A 20,699-nucleotide genomic window follows, 5' to 3' on the forward strand; every position below is an offset into this window, starting at 1 on the left:
CGCTATTCCATACCCGATCTTCGATGAAGGACGGGATGGGTGATGCAGCGCTTCGACGGCACGCAGGATTATGTCGCGACGGAGGACTTGAAAGTCGCGGTCAACGCGGCAGTAACGTTGCGCCGCCCGCTGCTGGTCAAGGGCGAGCCTGGCACCGGCAAGACCGTGCTCGCGCAGGAGATCGCACGCGCGGTCAATGCCGAGCTGATCGAGTGGAACGTCAAGTCGACGACCAAGGCGCAACAAGGCCTTTACGAATATGATGCGGTTGCCCGGCTGCGCGACGGGCAGTTGGGCGATCCGCGCGTCCACGACATCGCCAATTACATCCGCCGCGGCAAATTGTGGGAAGCGTTCACCCGCCCCACCCCGCCGGTGCTGCTGATCGACGAGATCGACAAGGCCGACATCGAATTCCCGAACGACTTGCTTCAGGAACTCGATCGGATGGAGTTCCACGTCTACGAAACCGGCGAGACGGTGCGCGCCGTCCAGCGCCCGATCGTCGTCATCACCTCGAACAACGAAAAGGAGCTGCCCGACCCCTTCCTGCGCCGCTGCTTCTTCCACTATATCCGCTTCCCCGATCGCGAGACGATGCAGGCGATCGTCGACGTGCATTTCCCCGGCATCCAGAAACTGCTGGTCGGCCGCGCGCTCGATATCTTCTACGAGGTGCGCGAGGTGCCCGGGCTCAAGAAGAAGCCCTCGACCAGCGAGTTGCTCGACTGGCTCAGGCTGCTGCTCCACGAGGACATGCCGCTCGACGTGCTCCAGAACCGCGACCCGACCAAGGCGATCCCGCCGCTGCACGGCGCATTGCTGAAGAACGAGCAGGACGTGATGCTGTTCGAGCGGCTTGCGTTCATGGCCCGCCGGGGTCAGCGCGGCTGATGTTCCTCGGCTTCCTCGACCAGTTGCGTGCCGCCGGCATTCCGGCGGGGATGAAGGAGCATCTGCTGCTGCTCGAGGCGTTACAGGCCGAGGTGATCGAGCGTAGCCCGGAGCAATTCTACCATCTGTCGCGCGCGATCTACGTCAAGGACGAGGGGCTGTACGACCGCTTCGATCGCGTGTTCGCACAGGTGTTCAACGGGCTGGAGACGAGCTTCGCCGAAGCCGGCGCGGCGATCCCCGACGAATGGCTGAAGGCGATCGCCGAACGCTATCTGACGCCCGAGGAGATGGCGAAGATCGCGGCGCTCGGCTCGTGGGACGAGATCATGGACACGCTCCGCCAGCGGCTGGAGGAGCAGCACGCCCGGCATCAGGGTGGGTCGAGATGGGTCGGCACCGGCGGCACCAGCCCGTTCGGCAACGGTGGCTACAATCCCGCCGGCGTGCGGATCGGCGGCGAGTCGCGCCACCGCCGCGCGATCAAGGTGTGGGACCAGCGCGAGTTTCGGGACCTCGACAACAGCCGTGAGCTGGGGACGCGCAACATCAAGGTCGCACTGCGCCGCTTGCGCCGCTTCGCACGCGAAGGCGCGGCCGACGAGCTGGACATCGACGCGACGATCGCCGGCACCGCGCGGCGCGGCTGGCTCGATGTCGCGATGCGGCCTGAGCGGCGCAACGCGGTCAAGCTGTTGCTCTTCCTCGATGTCGGCGGGTCGATGGACCCGTATATTCAGCTATGCGAGGATCTGTTCTCCGCCGCTACCGCCGAGTTCCGGCACCTCCAATTCTTCTATTTTCACAATTGCCCGTACGAAGGCGTGTGGAAGGACAATCGCCGCCGCTTTCAGGAACGGACGCCACTCTGGGATGTGCTCCATCGCTTCGGGCACGATCACAAACTGGTGCTGGTCGGCGATGCGTCGATGAGCCCCTACGAGATCACCCAGCCGGGCGGGTCGGTCGAATATATGAACGACGAGCCCGGCGCGGTGTGGATGCAGCGACTGACCGCCACCTACCCTGCGGCCGCGTGGCTCAACCCGCTGCCCGAGGCGCACTGGAACTATACCGCCTCGGTCGGCCTGATGCGCGAGCTGATGGGCGGGCGCATGTATCCGCTCACGCTCGACGGGCTGGATGCGGCGATGCGCGAGTTGACCCGCAAGCGCTGAACGGTTGCGCCTCGCGCACCCATCATCGCGCAGGTTGCAATTGCTGCATCACGCTTCCTTCACCAAATGGCTGGCACACGCTGCACCGCAGCAAACCACCATTCTGTGAGGCCGTGATGCTCTATCTCGTTTACCTGATCGCCCAGTACCGCAATCAAGCTCGCGCGCGCGCCGAAGCGGTCAACGACACCGACGTTCGTCGCGCTGCCTGATCCACGACAGCGCAGCGCCTATCTGGCGCGGCTGCGCACATAGGGAGTGAAGTTGCCGAGCAGCAGCGACGCCTTAGGAATACGCGACCCGCGGTTAAGCGGACGCACCTGATCGTTGCGGCACAACTGCCCGCCGAATGGCTCGGTAATCAGGATATCGTCGTCATCGAGCGTCTCGGCACGCGCCTGCGGCACGTTGACATAAATGCGCGAGCCGATCCGCCACGCGAGCGCACGCTCCGAGATGATCTGCACCGAATTGCCGTCGGTCGGGCTCACCGGAATGCAGCGCACCGGCGCCTCCGCCACCCGCCCCTTGAGCAGTCTGGCGAGATCAGCATCCGGGCTGGATCGCGCGGCCTGAGCGGGGGCGGCGATGGCGGCGACCAACGCCGCGGCGACGATCAAGTTTTTCATGGACACCTTCCTGACACACGCTCGCTGAACCAGCGCTGACGCCATGTCGATCCACGGCTGATCTGAAGCAAGCCGATGACCCGGAACGGCGAAGGCCCGCGACCCGTTCGTGGGGTCTATGGACGCTTTCCGCTGATGCCCGCCGCCGACCAGGCCGCTTCGATCTCCGTCGCCGAACAGGCCGCGATGCTTGCCGACTTGCTGGCAAAGCAGGACCTCATCGTCGCGCTCGCCGACGATGTCCGCGCCGGCGCCGTTGCGCAGGCGCTGGAGGCTGCGATGCCTGAGGCCGCAGTGCTGTTCTGCCCCGGCAGCGACGCACTGCCCGGCGAGGATGCGCCCCCCTCCCCCGCCAATGTCGGCCAGCGTGTTTCGGCACTGGGTCGGGTGCGCCGGCTCATCGCCGAGAAGCACCCGCCGCGGATCGCGCTCATCACTACTGGCGAGGCGCTGGCGCGCGCCTATCCCGCGCCCGCGGCCTTCGACTTGATGCCGCCGACCGTCAGGCACGGCGCGGCGCTCGATCTCGCCACGTTGTTCGCCGAACTCGAAAACCTCGGCTACATCAGCGACGAGCGCGTCGACGAGCCCGGCGAGGTCGCGCTACGCGGGCAAGTGCTCGACGTCTTCCCCGCCGACGCAGCACTGCCGCTACGTATCGAGGTGGCCGACGGCACGGTGGTGGCGCTGCGCTGCTACGATCCCGCCGATCAACGCTCGATCGACGATGTCGCAGAGCGCGAACTGGGCCGCGTTGCCGAGCCCGCCCCCGGTGACGACCGCACCACCTTGCTCGACCATCTGCCCGGCGCGACCGTAATCGTCGACGATGTTGCCGACGACCGGCGCCGCCGGTTCCTGATGCTCGTCGCCGACGCGACCCGCCGCGCGCCCAAACGGGCGGCGCGCGACGTGATCGACGATGCGGCATGGCTGAAGGCGATCGACGTGCGCGAACGACAGACGCTGACCCGCGAAGGAGAGCCGCCGCCACGCTTCGCCGAAAACAAGGCGCCGCTACGCGCTTTTGCCAAGCTGGCGAAAGAAGCGCGCGAGGCAGGCGACCGCCTCGTCTTGCTCGGCAGCGCCCGCGACCTGCGTTTCCTGCGTAAGCGGGTTGCCAAGGCACTTGGCGACGAGCCTGCCGCGGTCGACGCATGGGCCGAGGTGGCCAAGGCAAAGCGTGGCGCGTTGCTGGCGCTCGAATGGGCAGCCGATCGTGGCTTCCGTCGCAAGGGCGTGCTCGCGATCGCGGCCGCCGACCTGCTCGGCAGCCGTGCCGAGCGCGAGCAACGCGCCGGCGCGCCGACCGATGCCGGTCTGCTCGACTTCGGCGAGATCCGGATCGGTGATGTCGTCGTCCACGAGGATCACGGGATCGGCGTCGTTGCCGGTCTGGAGCAACTGCCCGACGATGGCGGCGACGCGATCAAGCTGACCTATGCACAGGACGGCGTGCGGCTCGTGCCGGTCGGCGAGGCCGACCGCATCTGGCGCTACGGCGCAGAGGCGGATGCGGTGACGCTCGACCGGCTCGACGGATCGAGCTGGCAGAAGCGGCGCGGCGAGATTGACGCCGCGATTGCGCAGAGCGCGCGCGACCTGACCGCGCTCGCCGAGGAACGCGCCGCGCGCGACGCACCGGTGCTCGACCCGGACCCTGCGGCCTATGAGCGGTTTGCGGCCGCCTTCGCCTTCACCGAAACCGCCGATCAGGCCAAGGCGATCGCCGCGGTGCGCGCCGACCTTGCCGCCGGGCGACCGATGGACCGACTGGTGATCGGCGACGTCGGCTACGGCAAGACCGAGGTCGCGTTGCGCGCCGCGGCGCTCGCCGTGCTGGCGGGCAAGCAGGTCGCGATTGCTGCGCCAACCACCGTGCTCGCGCGTCAGCATCTCGAAACCTTCACCGCACGCTTTGAGGGCAGCGGCATCGAAGTCGCCGGCCTGTCACGGCTGTCAAGCGCCGCCGAGAAGAAGCGCGTCAAGGCCGGGCTGGCCGACGGCTCGATCCAGATCGCGGTCGGCACCGGCGCGGTTGCGGGCAAGGGGGTCGAATATAAGGACCTGGCGCTGGTCGTGATCGACGAGGAGCAGCGCTTCGGCGCGGCGGACAAGGACAAATTGCGCGGGCTGTCGGCCGGGCACGTCCTGGCGCTGTCGGCGACCCCGATTCCGCGCACGCTGCAATCGGCGTTGGTCGGGCTCCAGCAATTGTCGATCATCGCCACCCCGCCCGCGCGCCGCCAGCCGATCCGCACCGCGGTCGGCAGCTTCAACCCCGAGACGCTGCGCGCCGCGCTGCTGCGTGAGAAGAGCCGCGGCGGACAGAGCTTCGTGGTGGTGCCCCGGATCGCCGACATGGCGCCGCTCGCCGAACAGCTCGGCAAGCTCGTCCCGAACCTCGACGTGATTGAGGCGCATGGCAAATTGCCCGCCGACGATCTCGATGCGGCGATGGTGCGCTTTGGCCGCGGCGAGGGCGACGTGCTGCTCGCCACGAACATCATCGAGGCCGGGCTCGACGTACCGCGCGCCAATACGATGGTGATCGCGCATGCCGACCGCTTCGGGCTGTCGCAGCTCCACCAGCTACGCGGGCGTGTCGGACGCGGCAGCCGGCGCGGGCAGGTCTTGCTGTTCACCGATCCGGAGCATGAGATCGCGCCGCGCACGCTCAAGCGGCTGCGGACGCTGGAGGCGTTCGACCGGCTGGGTGCCGGCTTCGCGATCAGCGCGCGCGACCTCGACATGCGCGGCGCGGGCGACCTGCTCGGCGAGACGCAGGCCGGGCATATGAAGCTGATCGGGATCGATCTTTACCAGCAGTTGCTCGAAGGCGCGCTGCGCCGCGCGCGCGGCGAGGAGGTCGAGCGCTGGACGCCCGAGCTGCACCTCGGGATTGAGGGGCGCTTGCCCGAGACGTGGATCCCCGACGAGGAACTGCGCGTGACGATCTATGCGCGGCTGGCGCGGATCACCGAGGCGGCGGCGCTCGACGCGCTGGAGGAGGAACTGGAGGATCGGTTCGGTGCGCTCCCCGACGAGGCGCGCACCCTGCTGGCGACCGCGCGGCTGCGCGTCGACGCGCGCGCGGCGGGGATCGCCAAGGTCAGCGCGGGGCCGGCGGCGGTGGCGCTGGAGCCGCATAACGGTACGGCGATCGATGCGGCGGCGTTCGGGCTGGAGCAGAAGGAACGGCGCTTCCTGCTGCGCGAGCGGATCGACGATCCGTTCGCCCGGCTGGAGCGTGCGGGCGAGCTGGTGCGCGAGCTGGCCGAGGCGTAAACGCGCGGATGTTGGCGAAGGTGGCGCAGAACGGGGGGTAGAGCGCGTGTCCAGTGCCGCGGTTTTGCGCGGAGCGACTCTCAGGATAGCAGTTGTTGGACGGTGTAGGACAGCTGCGTCTGCCTCTAGGTTGTCATTCCCGTGAAGGCGAAACCTCTGCAAAACTCCCCTTCTTGTACCCCGGCGAAGGCCGGGGCCCAGGTGGGGGAGGTTTGTAATGAGCTGAAACACCTTGCCAACTGGACCCCGGCCTTCGCCGGGGTACGGCGTGCAAGGGGCATGGTCCTGCGCTTTCGCGGAAGCCTCGCGAAGGCGGGAGTCCAGAACCCTTTGACGTCGCGGCTCCTGCAACGACATGCGCGTCTGGATTCCCGCCTTCGCGGGAATGACGGGGCGGGGAGGAAGAAAGCTTCCTCCCCTCTACGATCCTTAGAAGCGCACGCGGCCGCCGAGCGACAGGACCACCGCGCGGGCATCCTCCAGACGGCCGTTGACGAGGATCGGCGTCTGCACCGCAGTGCCGGCATAGGCCGCCGTCGTACGGTCGATCGTCGTGTCGGCGAAGTCGACGTAATTGGCGGCAGCATCCAGCGAGAAGTGCGGCGTCACGTCGAACGACGCACCCAGCGCGTAATTCCAGCGGTTCGCATCGGGCACGCGCGCGTCACGCTCGCCGTCGCGGGTCGGGGTCAGCGTGCGCTGCGCACCGCCGCGCAACGTCAGCCGCGGCGACACGGCGTAGTCGATGCCCGCGGCATAGCTCCAGATGTTGCGATAATTCTCGGGCAGCGCGGCGTTGATCGGTGCGCCGAGCCGGATCGCGTCGAACTTTTCCCAGGTCGAGCGGATCGTCTGCGCGTTGAGCGTCAGACGGTCGGTGGCGCGGAAGCGGCCGCCGACCATGATCTGCGCGGGCGTGTAGAACGTCGCCTCGACGCCGTTGAGGACGCGGTTCTGCCCGGCAAGCGGCCCGAGCAGCCCGCTGACGGTCAGGTCACCCTTGAGCGTGTGCTTGATCGCCGACTTGTAGCTGACGCCGACCGTCGCCCAGTCGTTGTGCATCTGGAAGCCCGCGCTCCAGCCCACATCCCAGCCATCACCCTTCAACGTCTGATTGCCGTCGGGAAGCGTCGACGAAAGGTTGGGCAAAGCATTGCCGAGGCTGGCGTCGACGTGCTCGACATTGGCGGCACCGCCGACGCGCAGCCAGTCGGTGACCGCCACTGCGACCGACGGCTGGATGTCGAAGGTGCGCAGATAGGTGCGGTCGGCGCTGTAGCGCGCCCAGCTGTCGCTGCTGTAATCGGTCGTGAAGCTGTACGGCGACGTCACCGCAAGCCCGACCGCGAGCCGGTCGCCGAGCGGCACCGCCACCGCGCCGGAAGGCAGCACGCCCTTGTTGATCGGGTCGCGCGACGTCGACGCGCCGCCGACCGGCGCGAACGTGCCGCCCGGACGGCGGATCACGGTGCCGTTATCGACCACATCGCCCTTGGGGAGGATCACCGACGCGCTGACCGTCGCCTCGGCGCGCTCGATCCCGGCGATCGCCGCCGGATTCCACCACAGCGACGCCGCACCGGTGTCAGCGGTCTCGCCCGAGAAGGCGCGGCCCGCGCCGCGCGCCGCCTGCTCCTGAAGGTAGAAAGCCTGCGCGTGCGCGGCGCCGGCCAATGCGGACGAACCGGCCAGCACGGCCAGTGAGGCGATGATGCGGTGACGGGTGTTCATGGCGATCCTCATGTCTTTTTGTGTCTGGGCCCGGTGTTCCTGCGCCCCGTTCCGTTGAACGCAGGATGAACTGTCTCCCCCGCCCGGACCGGCGGGGAGGATGTGGGTCAATTGCGCAACGGCTTGCCGGTCATCAACATGCTTTCGACGCGGGCGTGGGTACGCTCGTCATGCGCGCTTTCCATGAAAGCCTCACGCTCCAGATCGAGCAATTGCTGCTCGGTGACGGTGTCGACCAGATCGGCCTCGCCGCCCGTCAGCACGTTGGCGAGCCGCCCCGCGACCACCTCGTCATAGGCGGTGGCAACGCCCTTGCGGCGGAAGTCGGCGACTGCGCCCGCCAGCCCGGTGCGCCCGCTCGCGCCCGGCAGGCGGAAGGTCGGCGGCTCGGGCGGGGTGTAGCCATCGACCAGCGCCAGCGCCCTCGCCTTGGCATCGGCGAGCAACCGGTCGCGGTTCATGGTAATGCCGTCGGAGGGACGCAGGAACGCCATCTCCCTGGCCTGCGCCGCCGAACGCGACACCTGCGCGGTTGAGATCAGCTCGAATGCCTTCATGACGGCCGGCATCGGCCCGCGCGGCATCCCCTTCGACTTGGCAAGCCGGTCGAGCAACTCGCCATGCCCGCCCCAGCCCGGCACCAGCCCGACGCCGGCCTCGACGAGCCCGATATAGCTCTCGGCATGCGCCTGCACCGCGTCGGAGTGGAGCAGCACCTCGCAGCCGCCGCCCAGCGCCATGCTCGCGGGCGCGCTGACCACCGGGAACGGTGCGTATTTCAGCGCCTTGAACGCCTGTTGCCCGCCGCGGATCAGCTTTTCGATCTCGCCCCATGCCCCGGCCTTCACCGCGAACAAGGCGAGCCCGAGATTGGCACCGGCCGAGAAGTTGCTGCCTTCGTTATAGATCACCAGTGCCTTGTACTGCTCCTGCACCAGCGGGATCGCCTGCTGGATCAGGCTGGCGACCTCGCCGTCGAGCGCGTTCATCTTGGCGGTGAATTCGAGGCACAGCACGCCGTCCCCGATATCCCACAACGCGGCGGACGCGCTCTTCGCCACGGGCTGCGCGCGACGCTTGATGTCCTCGAGCAGCACCACGCCCTCGGCGCGCGGGACGTCGTGATAGGCACCGTCGCTGCCGAGATACTGCCGCACCCCGCCTTCGACGCGGTAGAACGGGCGGTCGCCGGCGGTGTCGAGGATTGCGGGCACGGCGCGGCCCTCGGCGCGCAGCCGCTCGGCGAGCTTGCCCGGCCCGAGCCGGTCGATCAGCTCGAACGGGCCCAATTTCCAGTTATAGCCGAGCTTCATTGCGTCATCGATCGCGACGACGTCATCGGCAGCCTCGCCGACCAGCATCGCGGCGTAGCTCAGCACGTTGCCGAGGATCGTCCACGCATAATCGCCGACCTTGCCGGGCACGGTGACGAGCGCGGCGAGGTCCTTCTCGGCGGCGGCGGGCAGCGCCTCGGGCTTGGCCTCGGGGCGGTATTCGCCCGAGGTCAGGTCGATCGCCAGCTTGGTGCGCTTGCCGTCCGCGCTTTTGTCGAGGCGGTAGAAGCCGCCCTTGCCCTTGCGGCCGGTGAAGCCCTCCGCGATCATCCGGTCGACCAGCGGCAGCGGGCGGACGGTCGCGAAATACGGATCGCCCTCCGGCAAGGTGCTCGACAGGCTCTTGGCGAGCAGCGGCATCAGGTCGACGCCGACGAGATCGATCAGCGCGAAGATGCCCGTCTTGGGCACGCCCATCGGGCGACCGCCGATCTGGTCGGCTTCCTCAACGGTAAGCCCCTGATCGATCGCGGCATTGACCGCGACCGCCAGCCAATAGGTGCCGATGCGATTGGCGATGAAGCCCGGCGTGTCCTTGGCGCGGACGATGCGCTTGCCCATAAAGCGGTCGACGAAATCCTCGACCTTGCCGGCGGTGCCGGCGTCGGTGTCCGTGCCGCGGACGATCTCGACCAGCCGCATGTAGCGCGGCGGGTTGAAGAAGTGCGTGATGAGGAAGTCGCGGCGGAACTGTTCGCTCCGCCCCCCGACCAGCCGCTCGAGCGGGATCGTCGAGGTGTTCGACGACACCGCGGTGCCCGGACGCTTCAACGCCTCCAGCTTCGCATAGAGCGACTGCTTGATGTCGAGCCGCTCGACGATCGCCTCGACGATCCAGTCGCATTCGGAAACCCGTGCCAGATGGTCGTCGATGTTGCCCGTCTCGACCAGTCTGGCTGCCGCATTGGACATGAAAGGTGCGGGTTCGGTCTTGAGCATCTTCGCGACCGCGGCCTTGGCGACCGCATCGCGATCGTCGCCTTCGCGGGCGGGGATGTCGAGCAGCAGCACCGGCACGCCGGCATTGGCGACCTGCGCGGCGATGCCCGCCCCCATCACGCCTGCGCCGATCACGCAGACCTTTCGGATGTTGTCACTCATCACACGCGCTCCAGCACGGTGGCGATGCCCTGCCCGCCGCCGATGCACTGGGTGGCGAGCGCATAGCGCTTGCCCTCACGGGCGAGCAGCGCGGCGGCCTTGCCGACGATCCGGGCGCCGGTCGCGCCGAGCGGGTGGCCGATCGCGATCGCGCCGCCGTCGAGGTTGATCGTCTCTTCCTTGAGCCCGAGGTCGCGAATGCAGGCGATCGCCTGCGACGCGAACGCCTCGTTGATCTCGACAATATCGAGGTCGCTCGACGAGATGCCCGCACGCTCCAGCGCCTTCTTGGACGCGCCGATCGGGCCGAGCCCCATCGTCTCGGGATCGCAGCCCGAAACGCTGATCGCCTTGATCCTGGCGAGGATCGGGAGGTTGTGCTGCTTCGCAAACGCTTCCGAGGTGACGAGCACTGCGCTCGCGCCATCGGTGAGCGGCGAGGAAGTGCCCGCGGTTACCGAGCCGTCCTGCGAGAAGGCCGGCTTGAGCCCGGCGAGCGCCTCGGCAGTGGTGTCGGGGCGGAGCGTGCCGTCCTGATCGACCGCGCCGGCCTTCGTCTTGATCGCGACGATCTCGTCGGACAGGCGACCATCCTCACGCGCGGCGGCGGCCTTCTGCTGGCTCTTCACCGCAAAGGCTTCCTGCTCGGTGCGGGTGATCTGGTACTTTTGCGCGACGTTCTCGGCGGTCTGCCCCATCCCCATGTACGCACCCGCGCTCTTCGCGGCGAGGTCGGGATTGGGGAGCGGATTGTAGCCACCCATCGGCACGCGGCTCATCGATTCCAGCCCGGCGCAGATATACGCCTCGCCCGCGCCGACCGCGATCTGGCCCATCGCGATATGGATCGCGCTCATCGACGAGCCGCAGAAGCGGTTGACGGTCATGCCGCCGACCGACAGCGGGAGATCGGCGAGCAGGCCGATCATGCGCGCGACGTTCAGCCCCTGCTCACCCTCCGGAAAGGCGCAGCCGAGCACGATATCCTCGATCAGCGCGGCGTCGACGCCGGTCTTCTCGATCAGCCCCCGGATCGTCTGCGCAGCAAGGTCATCGGGCCGGACCCGCGCCAGCGCGCCCTTGCCCGCCAGATGGAACGGCGACCGGGCATAGCCGGCAATCACGACGTCGGTCATCGGTAACCCTCTCGATGCGATATGTTGGCTACCGTTTACGTCAACGTCAGCGGACGCTCAAGGGGGTTTTGCTTCGTCGCCCCTGCAGGCAGGGCCTATGTCTGTCGCGTGTCGCGGATGAACTGACACAAGGATGTCGTCCGTGTGTCGGATGTTTCAGTTCGACGATGCAGACATGGGCCCCTGCCTGCGCAGCGGCGACGGTGATCGGTCAAATCCCCAGCGAGATCCGCGCCGCCAAGCGGTCGCCGGCGTGTTCATGCACCGCGAACCGCGACACGTCCGGCGCATCGCGGATGTCGGTGCCGGTATATTCAAGTCCCACGGTCAGCGGTCCGGTGATATGCTGCACCCCCAGCGACCAGTCGCGATAGGTCCCGCCCGGCCGCAGCCGCGCCGCGCGGATCGGATCGTCGACGCTGCCCGATGACCGCCCGGCGCTGCCGGTCACCGTCCACGGCGTCGCCGGGATGCCGACGCGCCCGCGCACGCCGAGATAGAGATTGTCGCCGCCGATCGCGCTCTGCGAGGGGGCGTAGCGCGCCTCGACCCCGGCCTGTGCCGGGCCGAGCGAATAGTTGAGCCCTGCGCCCAGCTCGCCGTAATCCATCGCCCCACGCGCGCCGGTGAAGAAATGCCCGGTCGCGAATGCATCGAGGCGGAAGCCGGCGAGGTCGCGCGAATAGCCGAGCGTCGGCTCGATCACGCCGTCCGCGCCGTCGTGGCGCGCGTCGCCGCGCGTGGCGAGCACGCGCGCGCCGAGATCGAACCCGGCGGGCAGGTCGATCCGCGCATAGGCGGACGGCGCCGCCTTGCCCTCGCTCCAGCTGATCCCGCGGCGGCGCTCGTCGGTGGCGAGTTCGACGCCGGCCTGGACCTGCGCCGCGGCGGGCAGCGCCGCCACGCCCAAGAGCATGGCGGCGATCACATGATGCATCCGCACCTCAGCCGCGGACCCGGTCGTGCGCGGCGTCGAGTTCGGCGACCAGATGATCCTGATCGCGCGCGGCGACCGCCAGCAAATGGTCGCGGACCTTGCTGCTGCGTGCCGCGACATCCTGCGCGATCGCGTCGCGCTGCGTCGCGCACCAGCCCGGCCGGCTGCCGGTCAGGGCTGTGTCGGCGCTGATCGTGCGCGCCATCACATGCCCGGCGGCATGGCGTGCCTCGCGGTGGACGTCGACCGAGGCGGTCCATGCGCAGCGCAAGCCGCTGGGGCGACCGGGTGCGCCGACCGCGCCGATCTGCTTGTGCGTGACGCCGACCGCGCTGCGATAGGTGACGTCGACCTGTTGCCCGCGGTGATCCATCTGCACGCGGTGCGCCTCTTCGGCGATGGGGGTGCCGAGCAACAGCCCGGCGACGATCGAGACGATCATTGGCGTTTCTCCTTGCGTCGGCCCCGGACCATGCTGCCCGGTGACCGTATCCCGAGATACGTACGCGCCGCGCCGCTTCAACGATCCGGTCGCGTTCGTAACAATTTGTCATCCAGCGTTGTCGATCGCGCCACGACACGCCACAACATGCCGCAATGCCGTATGCCCCCGCCCTGCCCACCATCGCCGAGGCGATCCAGGCCTCGCTCAGCCCGGTCTTCGTGCTGACCGGCATCGGCGCGTTGCTCAACGTGCTGACCGGCCGGCTGTCGCGCGTGATCGATCGCGTCCGCGTGCTGGAGGAGCGCCACCCGCAGATCGGGGTCGACGAACGCGCGCGGCTGGTGTGGGAATTGCGCCGCCTTGCCAAGCGGATGAGCGTCATCAACTTCGCGCTGTTCCTCGCCGTGGCCAGCGCGGTGGCGACCTGTATCGTCGTCGCTTTGCTGTTCATGGGCGCACTGACGCATAGCCATATCGGTCCGTATGTCGCGGTCAGCTTCATCCTCGCCATGTCGCTGCTGATCGCGGCGTTCGTCGCGTTCATGATCGAGGTGCGGCTGTCGAGTCGCGCGATCCGGGTCCGCGACGAACTGCTGCATTGATGCGCGGACGCCTTATATGACGCGCATGACGAGCGATCATGACACGGCGGCCCGGTTCGGCCGCCGCGACCTTCTGCGCGCCGGCGGCGTGCTGGTGGCGAGCGCGTGCGCGCCCGCATGGGCTCAGTCCGGCAGCGTCGGGATCGCCGCGTCTCCCGAGGTAGCGGGCGACGACATCCATCTGCGCATCGCACACCAGATGATGACGATCGACGGCCGGCAAAGCCATGCAATCGGCATCAACGGCCGCGCCCCCGCGCCGCTGATCCGGCTCCGTGAGGGGCAGACGGTGCGGCTGCACGTCGAGAATGCGCTGGACGAGGAAAGCTCGATCCACTGGCACGGGCTGCTCGTGCCGTTCCAGATGGACGGGGTGCCCGGCGTCAGCTTCCCCGGCATCGCGCCCGGTGCGACCTTCACCTACGAATTCGCGGTGAAGCAGGCCGGCACCTATTGGTACCACAGCCATTCGGGGTTGCAGGAGCAGATGGGGCTGTACGGCCCGATCGTGATCGACCCCGCCACCCCCGACCCGGCCGCGTCGCCGCGCGAGCATGTGATCCTGCTCTCCGACCACAGCCAGCTCCACCCGCACGCGATCTTCCGCAAGCTCAAGCAGCAGGGCGGCTATTTCAATTACCAGAAGCAGACGCTGGCCGGGCTGCTCGCCGGTCGCGACCAGCCCGCGGGCGAGCGGCGGGCGTGGGGCAAGATGCGGATGGACCCGGCCGACATCGCCGATGTGACCGCCGCCACCTATACCTATCTGGTCAACGGCCACGGTCCGCGCGACCCATGGACGGGTCTGTTCGCGCCGGGCGAGCGCGTGCGGCTGCGGCTGATCAACGCCTCGGCGATGACGACCTTCAACGTGCGGCTGCCGGGGCTGGCGATGACGGTGGTCGCGGCCGACGGGCTGGCGGTGCGCCCGGTGCCAGTCGACGAACTCCAGATCGCGGTCGCCGAGACCTATGACGTCATCATCACGCCGGGCGACGACCGCGCCTATGCGCTGGTCGCCGAGAGCGTCGATCGCTCGGGCATGGCGCTCGCCACGCTGGCGCCGCGCGTCGGGATGCGCGCCGCCGCCCCGTCGCTGCGCCCGCGTCCGCTCGCGACCATGAAGGACATGGGGATGGGCGCGATGGCGATGGGCGGCGCCGATGCCACGCCGCCACACGACATGAGCGCTCACGACATGGGCGCCATGAGCGGTCACGACATGGCCGGTCAGCGGATGGACGGCCCCGACATGACCGCGATGAACCATTCGATGCGCGACTTCGCCAATGCGCCCGAGGTGAAGCGCACGCCCAGCGTCCAGACGATCGCCCCCATGCCGGTCGACCGCACCGGCGAGCCCGGACAGGGGCTGGCCGATGTCGACCACCGGGTGCTGACCTACCGCGATCTCGTCGCCGCGACGCGCAACCCCGACGTGCGTGCACCCGACCGCGCGCTGCGCATCCATCTGACCGGCAACATGGAACGCTATATGTGGGCGTTCGACGGCGAGAAGCTGAACGAGGTCGTCGCGCCCTTCGCGTTTCTGGAGAACGAGCGCGTGCGCGTGACGCTGGTCAACGACACGATGATGGGGCATCCCATTCACCTGCACGGCCATTATTTCGAGCTGGTCACCGGGCACGGCGATTACGCTCCGCGCAAGCACACCGTACAGGTCCAGCCCGGGGGCATCGTCACCTTCGACCTGACCGCCGATGCGGTCGGCGACTGGGCGTTCCACTGCCACATGCTCTACCACATGCACGCCGGGATGATGCAGGTCGTCACCGTCCGCCCGCGCGGCGAGACCGCGGCATGAGCGTGACGCTGGCGCTCGCGCTCGCCGCCGCGCAGATGCCGGGGATGGAGCATGCGGGGCACATGCCGGGCATGACAATGCCGATGCACAAGCCGGCCGCACGGCCGAAGCCGCGGCGGCGCACGACGAAGCACGTAATGCGGCCGAAGGCGGCGGCGATGAGCATGCCCGAGGTCGCCGCCTGCTCGCCCGAGCTGGCGGCGATGGGACATTGCGAGGCGCCCGCAGCGCTCCCGGCGACCGGACCGTCCGAGCCCTGCCCGCCCGAACATGCCGCAATGGGACATTGCCGCGCCGCGCCGAACGATGCCGCGGCGAGCGGCACCGCGCTGCCCGCTGGCGACGCACCGGCTCCTGCGGCGCCGGCTCCGACCTATGCCGACCGCGTCTGGGGCGCCGCGGCGATGGCGCCGGCGCGCGCGCGGTTGCGCCACGAACATGGCGGGATGACCTTCACGCAGGTGATGCTCAACATCGCCGAGCTGCAACCGCGCGCGGGGCGCGACGGCTATCGGTGGGACGGCGAGGCATGGTTCGGTGGCGATGTCGACCGGCTGGTGGTGAAGAGCGAGGGCGATGGCCGCTTCGGCAACCGTGCCGGTGGCGAGGTGCAGGCGCTCTACAGCCGCGCGATCGGGCCCTATTTCAACGTGCAGGGCGGCATCCGGCAGGAGATCGGCGCGGACCGCCGCTATGCCGTCGCCAGCATCGAGGGGCTCGCGCCCTATTGGTTCGATGTCGAGGCGACCGCCTTCCTCTCCGACCGCGGCGACCTGCTGGCGCGCGTCGAAGGCTATTACGACCAGCGGATCACGCAGCGGCTGATCCTGCAACCGCGCGCCGAGCTGAACCTGGCGGCGCAGGACGTCGCGCGGGACCGGATCGGCGCGGGGCTGGTCGATGCCGAACTGGGGCTGCGGCTCCGCTACGAACTCCGCCGCGAATTCGCGCCCTATGTCGGCGTGTCATGGGAGCGCGCGTTCGGCGCGACGCGGCGGCTGCGCGGAGGCGGTGACGGCGCGGTCGTGGCGCTGGGGGTGCGGGCGTGGTTTTGACGTCATTGCGAGCGTAGCGACGCAATCGCTACGCTCGCAATGACGATCGTCAGTCGCTGTCGGCTACCAACCAGCGCTCACCGCACCAGCGCGTCCCCGGTGATCCTGTCGATGCTCGTGCAGCTGGTCAGCGCCATCGCCACCCGCATCTCGGCCTCGACGAGTTGCAGCATGTGGCTCACCCCCGCCTCGCCGCGCGCCGCCAGCGCATAGACCCACGCGCGACCGAGCAGCACGCCATTCGCGCCCAGCGCCAGCATCCGCACCACGTCGAGCCCCGAGCGCACCCCGCCGTCCACCAGTACCGTCATCCGGTCGCGCACCGCCTCGGCGATCGCGGGCAAGGCGCGCGCGGTCGAGGGCACGCCGTCGAGCTGCCGCCCGCCGTGATTCGACACGACGATCCCGTCCGCGCCCAGCCCGGCGGCGGCCAGCGCGTCCTCGCGATCGAGGATGCCCTTGATGATCAGCGGCCCGTCCCAGCTGTCGCGGATGAACTCCAGATCGCGCCACGAGACGCTCGGGTCGAAATTGTTGCGCATCCAGGCGAAGAAATCCTCCAGCCCGGTGTTGCGCCCCAGCACCGGCGCGACGTTGCCGAGCTGATGCGGACGCCCGCGCACCCCGACGTCCCATGCCCAGTGCGGGCGCAGGACGGATTGCCACGTCCGGCGGATCGCCCCCGCCAGCCCCGGCGCGCCCGCCAGCCCGCTGCGATAATCGCGATAGCGCGAGCCCGGCACCGGCATGTCGACGGTGAAGATCAGCGCGCTACACCCCGCGGCGCGCGCCTGCGCGAGCAGGTCCTTCATGAACGCGCGGTCACGGATCATGTAGAGCTGGAACCAGAACGGTGCGTCGGTCTGCGCCGCGACCTCGCCGATCGGGCAGGCCGAGACGGTCGACAGGCAGAACGGCACCCCGGCCTTGTTCGCGGCGCGCGCTGCCTGCACCTCGCCGCGCCGCGCGTTCATTCCCGCCAATCCGATCGGCGCAAGCGCGACCGGCAGTGCCTGCCGCCGCCCGAACAATTCGGTGCTCAGGTCGAGCGTCGAGACATCGGTCAGGACGCGCTGGCGCAGCGCGATATCGGCGAGATCATCGACGTTGCGGCGCAGTGTCGCCTCGGCATAGCTGCCACCATCGATATATTCGAACAGGAACCGCGGCAGCCGCCGTCGCGCCAGCTCGCGGTAATCGAGCGCCGATGCCGCCTTCGCCATGTCCTGTCGGGTCCTCCGTGGTGGTTGAGCGCTTGCCTAGCCGAGGATGGTTGCGATGCCACCCCAAAGCCGATTTCACCGTCGCCCCGGACTTGATCCGGGGCCCCGCTTTCTTCTGGCTGCCGCGAAAAAGAAGCGGGATCCCGGATTAGGTCCCGGATGACGGAGCGATCAGGTGTCGCGCTGCGCCATCAGCATCTGCAACCCCGGCGGCTGCGCCTGCTGCAACGACAGCTCGCGCAACGGGTCGGACGGATCGGCACGGAACGCCACGAGCCGGATATGCGCGGCGACATAGGAATGCAGGAAGCAGCTCTGGAAGATGCTGTCGCTCCACAGGCCGTTGAGGACATGCTCCATGTCGAGCGACAATTGCGCCATCAACTGCTGCGCGCCGTCGGCGACCACCAGCACGCCGACCCCCGGCCAGCCATCGCCGACGAAGGCCGCGGCCTCGCGGTTGAACGGCACGGTCGGCCCGGCATGTTCCTCGCGATAGGCGATCCCGGCCACCGTCACGCCGCGCGCGCGCGCCGCTTCCATGTCCTCGGCGAACAGGTCGAAGACGGCCGGGAACAGGTCGAACAGCACGATCTCGCGCGCCTCGGCGATCATCGCGCGGACGCGTTCGATGACGTGCGGCACCGAACGGAGCTGGAAGAATTCCTCGGCGCGAGTCGGCTGATAGACCGCGCTCAGCGACTTGAACGCCTCGGTGTGACGACGGTCGAAATCACGCTTGAGCGAGGCGAACAGCTCGGTGGGCGGGATCGGCGTATAGGTGACCGGATCGCTACTGTTGCTGGCGAGCAGCACGCCCTTCTGCTCCATCACCTTCAGCGCCTGATAGACGTTGGCCGGCGCCTTGCCGACGCGCTGCGACAGGCGATAGCCGGTGGCGGGCGCCTGCCGCAGCAGCTCGGTATAGAGCGATGATTCGAGATCGGTGAATCCGAAGGCGCTGAGCGCGGTGTTCGGCTGCATGAGGTACTCCGGGAAAACGGGCGGGCGCCTTGTCCCGGCCGACCCGCTGCGGCGCTATATAGCAGATTTCCCATCGATCCAGCGCGCTGGATCCGCGGGTCGCCAGCGTTCGCCGCGGCGGCACACGCCACAAGCACGTCGCGCGACCCCCGTTTTTCACGATGATCGCGCGTCGATTTCCTGCCAGGAAAGTGGTGCCCAGAAGAGGACTCGAACCTCCACGACCTTGCGATCGCCAGCACCTGAAGCTGGTGCGTCTACCAATTCCGCCATCTGGGCACGGGGTAGGCCGGTGCCTCTATGGGCGGGTGCCGGGGGTGTCAACACGATTTTGTCGCGGCCTCGGCACTTTTTTGCAGCGCGGCATTGAAAGCGGCTAAACCTTGTCAACGCCGGGTGCGGCGGGCAAGGCACGTGCACGGGCTAAAGGGCTTTCGAGATGAAGGACGGCATGGACAACAAGCTGGTGACGCTGATCGGCGGCGGGGGGTTCCTCGGTCGCTATATCGCGCAGGCGCTGCTGTCAGCGGGCGCGCGGGTGCGCATCGCGCAGCGCGACCCGCGGCAGGCATTCTTCCTGAAGCCGCAGGGCGGGCTGGGACAGACGCAGTTCGTCGCGGTCGACGTGACCCGGCCCGAGACGATCGCCAATGCGGTTCACGGCGCGGACGGCGTCGTCAATCTCGTCGGCACGTTCGCGGGCAATCTGGCGCGCGTGCATGTCGATGGCGCGCGGCATGTCGCCGAAGCGGCGGCGAAACACGGCGCGGCGCTGGTCCATGTCTCCGCGATCGGCGCGAACGCCAGTGGCGACTCCCTGTATGCGCAGACCAAGGGCAAGGGCGAGGACGCGGTGCGCGCCGCCTGCCCGTCCGCGACGATCCTGCGCCCCTCGACCGTGTTCGGGCGCGAGGACCAGTTCGTGAACCGCTTCGCGGGCATGATCGCGCGGCTGCCGGTGGTGCCGGTGCTGAAGCCGAACGCGCGCTTCCAGCCCGTCTTCGTCGGCGACGTCGCACGCGCGGCCGTGACCGCGCTGGCCGATCCCGAGACGCTTGGCGGGCGCCCCTTCGAGCTGGGCGGCCCGGAAGTGCTGACGATGCTGGAATTGCAGCAGCGGATCGCGCAGCATATCGGCCGCGCGCCGCATTTCGCCCCCCTGCCCGATGCGTTCGGTGGCCTGCTCGCCGCGCTGCCCGGCACGCCGATCACCGCCGACCAGTGGAAGCTGCTCGGCCACGACAGCGTCGTCGGCGCCGGGGCCGAGGGGCTGGCGGCGCTGGGCATCGGCGCGACCCTGCTCGATGCGGTCGCCCCCGACTGGCTGGTGCGGTACCGCAAGGCGGGCCGTTTCGGCATGATCGAACGCGCGGCGGGCTGACGCCTGCCGCCGCCATCCACTAGCGGGGACCGCGCGTGAACGACCTTCTGACCATCATCCTCCTCGGCATCGTCGAGGGGGTCACCGAATTCCTGCCGGTCTCCTCGACGGGCCACCTTGTGCTTGCCGGCGCACTGCTCGGCCTGTCGGAGGGTGACGCGACGTTTGATATCGTCATCCAGCTCGGCGCGATCCTCGCCGTCGTCGTGCTGTTCTGGCGGCGGTTCATCCGCGTCGGCACCGGGCTGCTGCGTCGCGATCCGTCGGCGATCCAGTTCACGCGCAACGTGCTGCTCGGCTTCCTGCCCTCGGCGGTGGTCGGCGCGATCGCTTACTCGGCGATCCGCGCGCTGCTGGAGGCGCCGGGCACCGGACCGTTCGTGGTCGCGGTGGCGCTGATCGTCGGTGGCGTCGCGATCCTGTTCATCGAGCGGGTCGCGCCGCGCGCGGTTGGCGGTTCGGTCGAGACGATGTCGTGGAGGACCGCGCTGTCGATCGGCGTGGTGCAATGCCTGTCGATGATCCCCGGAGTCAGTCGCTCGGGCGCGACGATCATGGGCGCGCGCGCGATGGGCGTCGATCAGGAGACGGCCGCCGAATTCAGCTTCTTCCTCGCGATCCCGACGATGATGGGCGCGACGACGCTGGCGCTCTGGAAGAGCCGGCACGAACTGGGCGACGCGCACCTTTCCGCGATCGCGATTGGCTTCGTCGTGTCGTTCGTCGTCGCGATGGTGGTGATCCGCTGGTTCATGGCGATCGTCACCAGGCACGGCTTCGCACCGTTCGCCTGGTACCGAATCATCGTCGGGGTGGCTGCGCTCGCCGCCCTGGCGATGCGATAAGCATCAAAGCGGACCTTTATTGTTGTTCTTGTTGCAAGCTGGTCGCAGCTACTAGCATCAATAGCATGTTTTTAGGGCAGCGATGCTGTCCTGAATGCGAAATCGGGCGTG

Annotated in this window: 16 protein-coding genes and 1 tRNA gene; 8 read left to right on the plus strand and 9 right to left on the minus strand. The window is 68.5% G+C overall.

Translation table 11 applies throughout. The features are described 5' to 3' along the window. Positions 1 to 42 precede the first annotated feature (42 nt). Both BACI71_RS02075 and BACI71_RS02080 read left to right on the plus strand, forming a co-directional pair. A complete protein-coding gene (locus BACI71_RS02075; RefSeq protein WP_159754416.1) occupies positions 43 to 894 on the plus strand; it encodes an AAA family ATPase in 852 nt (283 codons plus the stop codon). Then, a complete protein-coding gene (locus BACI71_RS02080; RefSeq protein WP_159754419.1) occupies positions 894 to 2,072 on the plus strand; it encodes a vWA domain-containing protein in 1,179 nt (392 codons plus the stop codon). The genes BACI71_RS02075 and BACI71_RS02080 overlap by 1 nt, the downstream gene beginning before the upstream one ends. Positions 2,073 to 2,302: 230 nt before the next feature. Here the strand turns inward: BACI71_RS02080 and BACI71_RS02085 are convergent, their stop codons facing one another. After that, positions 2,303 to 2,701, minus strand: coding sequence for a hypothetical protein (locus BACI71_RS02085; protein ID WP_159754422.1), 399 nt, complete (start codon positions 2,699 to 2,701; stop codon positions 2,303 to 2,305). A gap of 135 nt (positions 2,702 to 2,836) precedes the next feature. Between BACI71_RS02085 and BACI71_RS02090 the strand changes: the two genes are divergently transcribed. Then, complete coding sequence (locus tag BACI71_RS02090; RefSeq protein WP_159754425.1) at positions 2,837 to 5,989, plus strand: TRCF domain-containing protein; 3,153 nt, start codon at positions 2,837 to 2,839, stop codon at positions 5,987 to 5,989. A 429-nt stretch (positions 5,990 to 6,418) separates the two neighbouring features. On the opposite strand, the gene BACI71_RS02095 is transcribed toward BACI71_RS02090, so the two are convergent. The 5 genes from BACI71_RS02095 to BACI71_RS02115 all read right to left on the minus strand — a co-directional run bounded on the left by BACI71_RS02095 (position 6,419) and on the right by BACI71_RS02115 (position 12,670). Then, positions 6,419 to 7,720 carry an OmpP1/FadL family transporter gene (locus tag BACI71_RS02095; RefSeq protein ID WP_159754428.1) on the minus strand — a complete coding sequence of 434 codons (1,302 nt, stop codon included), beginning with the start codon at positions 7,718 to 7,720 and terminating at the stop codon, positions 6,419 to 6,421. Positions 7,721 to 7,827: 107 nt separating this feature from the next. After that, entirely contained in the window at positions 7,828 to 10,155 is a 2,328-nt protein-coding gene (locus BACI71_RS02100; protein WP_159754431.1) for a 3-hydroxyacyl-CoA dehydrogenase/enoyl-CoA hydratase family protein, read from the minus strand. Further along, positions 10,155 to 11,291 carry a thiolase family protein gene (locus BACI71_RS02105; protein WP_159754434.1) on the minus strand — a complete coding sequence of 379 codons (1,137 nt, stop codon included), beginning with the start codon at positions 11,289 to 11,291 and terminating at the stop codon, positions 10,155 to 10,157. Before BACI71_RS02105 ends, BACI71_RS02100 begins: the two co-directional genes overlap by 1 nt. A gap of 211 nt (positions 11,292 to 11,502) precedes the next feature. Continuing rightward, positions 11,503 to 12,228: a TorF family putative porin gene (locus BACI71_RS02110; protein WP_159754437.1), complete on the minus strand. Its 726-nt coding sequence runs from the start codon at positions 12,226 to 12,228 to the stop codon at positions 11,503 to 11,505. A 7-nt stretch (positions 12,229 to 12,235) separates the two neighbouring features. Next, complete coding sequence (locus BACI71_RS02115; protein WP_159754440.1) at positions 12,236 to 12,670, minus strand: hypothetical protein; 435 nt, start codon at positions 12,668 to 12,670, stop codon at positions 12,236 to 12,238. A 155-nt stretch (positions 12,671 to 12,825) separates the two neighbouring features. On the opposite strand from BACI71_RS02115, the gene BACI71_RS02120 reads away from it, so the two are divergent. The 3 genes from BACI71_RS02120 to BACI71_RS02130 are packed head-to-tail and all read left to right on the plus strand — an operon-like array spanning position 12,826 to position 16,155. Continuing rightward, positions 12,826 to 13,275 carry a DUF2721 domain-containing protein gene (locus BACI71_RS02120; RefSeq protein WP_159754443.1) on the plus strand — a complete coding sequence of 150 codons (450 nt, stop codon included), beginning with the start codon at positions 12,826 to 12,828 and terminating at the stop codon, positions 13,273 to 13,275. A gap of 25 nt (positions 13,276 to 13,300) precedes the next feature. Further along, on the plus strand, positions 13,301 to 15,100 hold the full coding sequence (locus BACI71_RS02125) for a copper resistance system multicopper oxidase (protein ID WP_159754446.1): 1,800 nt from the start codon (positions 13,301 to 13,303) through the stop codon (positions 15,098 to 15,100). Then, on the plus strand, positions 15,097 to 16,155 hold the full coding sequence (locus BACI71_RS02130) for a copper resistance protein B (protein WP_236552776.1): 1,059 nt from the start codon (positions 15,097 to 15,099) through the stop codon (positions 16,153 to 16,155). Before BACI71_RS02125 ends, BACI71_RS02130 begins: the two co-directional genes overlap by 4 nt. 77 nt (positions 16,156 to 16,232) lie before the next feature. Here BACI71_RS02130 and lldD read toward each other — a convergent pair whose 3' ends face one another. The 3 genes from lldD to BACI71_RS02145 form a co-directional block, all read right to left on the minus strand. Further along, complete coding sequence (lldD, locus tag BACI71_RS02135; RefSeq protein ID WP_159754449.1) at positions 16,233 to 17,378, minus strand: FMN-dependent L-lactate dehydrogenase LldD; 1,146 nt, start codon at positions 17,376 to 17,378, stop codon at positions 16,233 to 16,235. A gap of 171 nt (positions 17,379 to 17,549) precedes the next feature. Then, positions 17,550 to 18,362, minus strand: a complete 813-nt coding sequence (locus BACI71_RS02140) for a TrmB family transcriptional regulator (RefSeq protein WP_159754452.1) — start codon at positions 18,360 to 18,362, stop codon at positions 17,550 to 17,552. Between the two features lie 192 nt (positions 18,363 to 18,554). Further along, positions 18,555 to 18,641 (minus strand) — tRNA-Leu (locus tag BACI71_RS02145). Between the two features lie 172 nt (positions 18,642 to 18,813). Between BACI71_RS02145 and BACI71_RS02150 the strand changes: the two genes are divergently transcribed. Both BACI71_RS02150 and BACI71_RS02155 read left to right on the plus strand, forming a co-directional pair. Next, positions 18,814 to 19,743: a complex I NDUFA9 subunit family protein gene (locus BACI71_RS02150; RefSeq protein ID WP_159754456.1), complete on the plus strand. Its 930-nt coding sequence runs from the start codon at positions 18,814 to 18,816 to the stop codon at positions 19,741 to 19,743. A gap of 35 nt (positions 19,744 to 19,778) precedes the next feature. Then, the gene (locus tag BACI71_RS02155) at positions 19,779 to 20,588 is read left to right on the plus strand and encodes an undecaprenyl-diphosphate phosphatase (protein WP_159754459.1); all 810 of its coding nucleotides are present in this window, start codon (positions 19,779 to 19,781) and stop codon (positions 20,586 to 20,588) included. The last annotated feature ends 111 nt before the right edge of the window (positions 20,589 to 20,699 follow it).

The organism is Sphingomonas sp. 8AM, assembly GCF_902506455.1.
Taxonomy (GTDB): Bacteria; Pseudomonadota; Alphaproteobacteria; order Sphingomonadales; family Sphingomonadaceae; genus Sphingomonas.

What these genes read in the sequence shown, in the direction of transcription:
- BACI71_RS02125 (WP_159754446.1), top strand. Translation starts at nt 13,301, where the DNA reads ATGACGAGCGATCATGACACGGCGGCCCGGTTCGGCCGCCGCGACCTT.
- BACI71_RS02080 (WP_159754419.1), top strand. Translation starts at nt 894, where the DNA reads ATGTTCCTCGGCTTCCTCGACCAGTTGCGTGCCGCCGGCATTCCGGCG.
- BACI71_RS02095 (WP_159754428.1), bottom strand. Translation starts at nt 7,720, where the DNA reads ATGAACACCCGTCACCGCATCATCGCCTCACTGGCCGTGCTGGCCGGT.
- BACI71_RS02115 (WP_159754440.1), bottom strand. Translation starts at nt 12,670, where the DNA reads ATGATCGTCTCGATCGTCGCCGGGCTGTTGCTCGGCACCCCCATCGCC.
- BACI71_RS02110 (WP_159754437.1), bottom strand. Translation starts at nt 12,228, where the DNA reads ATGCATCATGTGATCGCCGCCATGCTCTTGGGCGTGGCGGCGCTGCCC.
- BACI71_RS02120 (WP_159754443.1), top strand. Translation starts at nt 12,826, where the DNA reads ATGCCGTATGCCCCCGCCCTGCCCACCATCGCCGAGGCGATCCAGGCC.
- BACI71_RS02105 (WP_159754434.1), bottom strand. Translation starts at nt 11,291, where the DNA reads ATGACCGACGTCGTGATTGCCGGCTATGCCCGGTCGCCGTTCCATCTG.
- BACI71_RS02085 (WP_159754422.1), bottom strand. Translation starts at nt 2,701, where the DNA reads ATGAAAAACTTGATCGTCGCCGCGGCGTTGGTCGCCGCCATCGCCGCC.
- lldD (WP_159754449.1), bottom strand. Translation starts at nt 17,378, where the DNA reads ATGGCGAAGGCGGCATCGGCGCTCGATTACCGCGAGCTGGCGCGACGG.
- BACI71_RS02075 (WP_159754416.1), top strand. Translation starts at nt 43, where the DNA reads ATGCAGCGCTTCGACGGCACGCAGGATTATGTCGCGACGGAGGACTTG.
- BACI71_RS02100 (WP_159754431.1), bottom strand. Translation starts at nt 10,155, where the DNA reads ATGAGTGACAACATCCGAAAGGTCTGCGTGATCGGCGCAGGCGTGATG.
- BACI71_RS02150 (WP_159754456.1), top strand. Translation starts at nt 18,814, where the DNA reads ATGGACAACAAGCTGGTGACGCTGATCGGCGGCGGGGGGTTCCTCGGT.
- BACI71_RS02130 (WP_236552776.1), top strand. Translation starts at nt 15,097, where the DNA reads ATGAGCGTGACGCTGGCGCTCGCGCTCGCCGCCGCGCAGATGCCGGGG.
- BACI71_RS02090 (WP_159754425.1), top strand. Translation starts at nt 2,837, where the DNA reads ATGCCCGCCGCCGACCAGGCCGCTTCGATCTCCGTCGCCGAACAGGCC.
- BACI71_RS02140 (WP_159754452.1), bottom strand. Translation starts at nt 18,362, where the DNA reads ATGCAGCCGAACACCGCGCTCAGCGCCTTCGGATTCACCGATCTCGAA.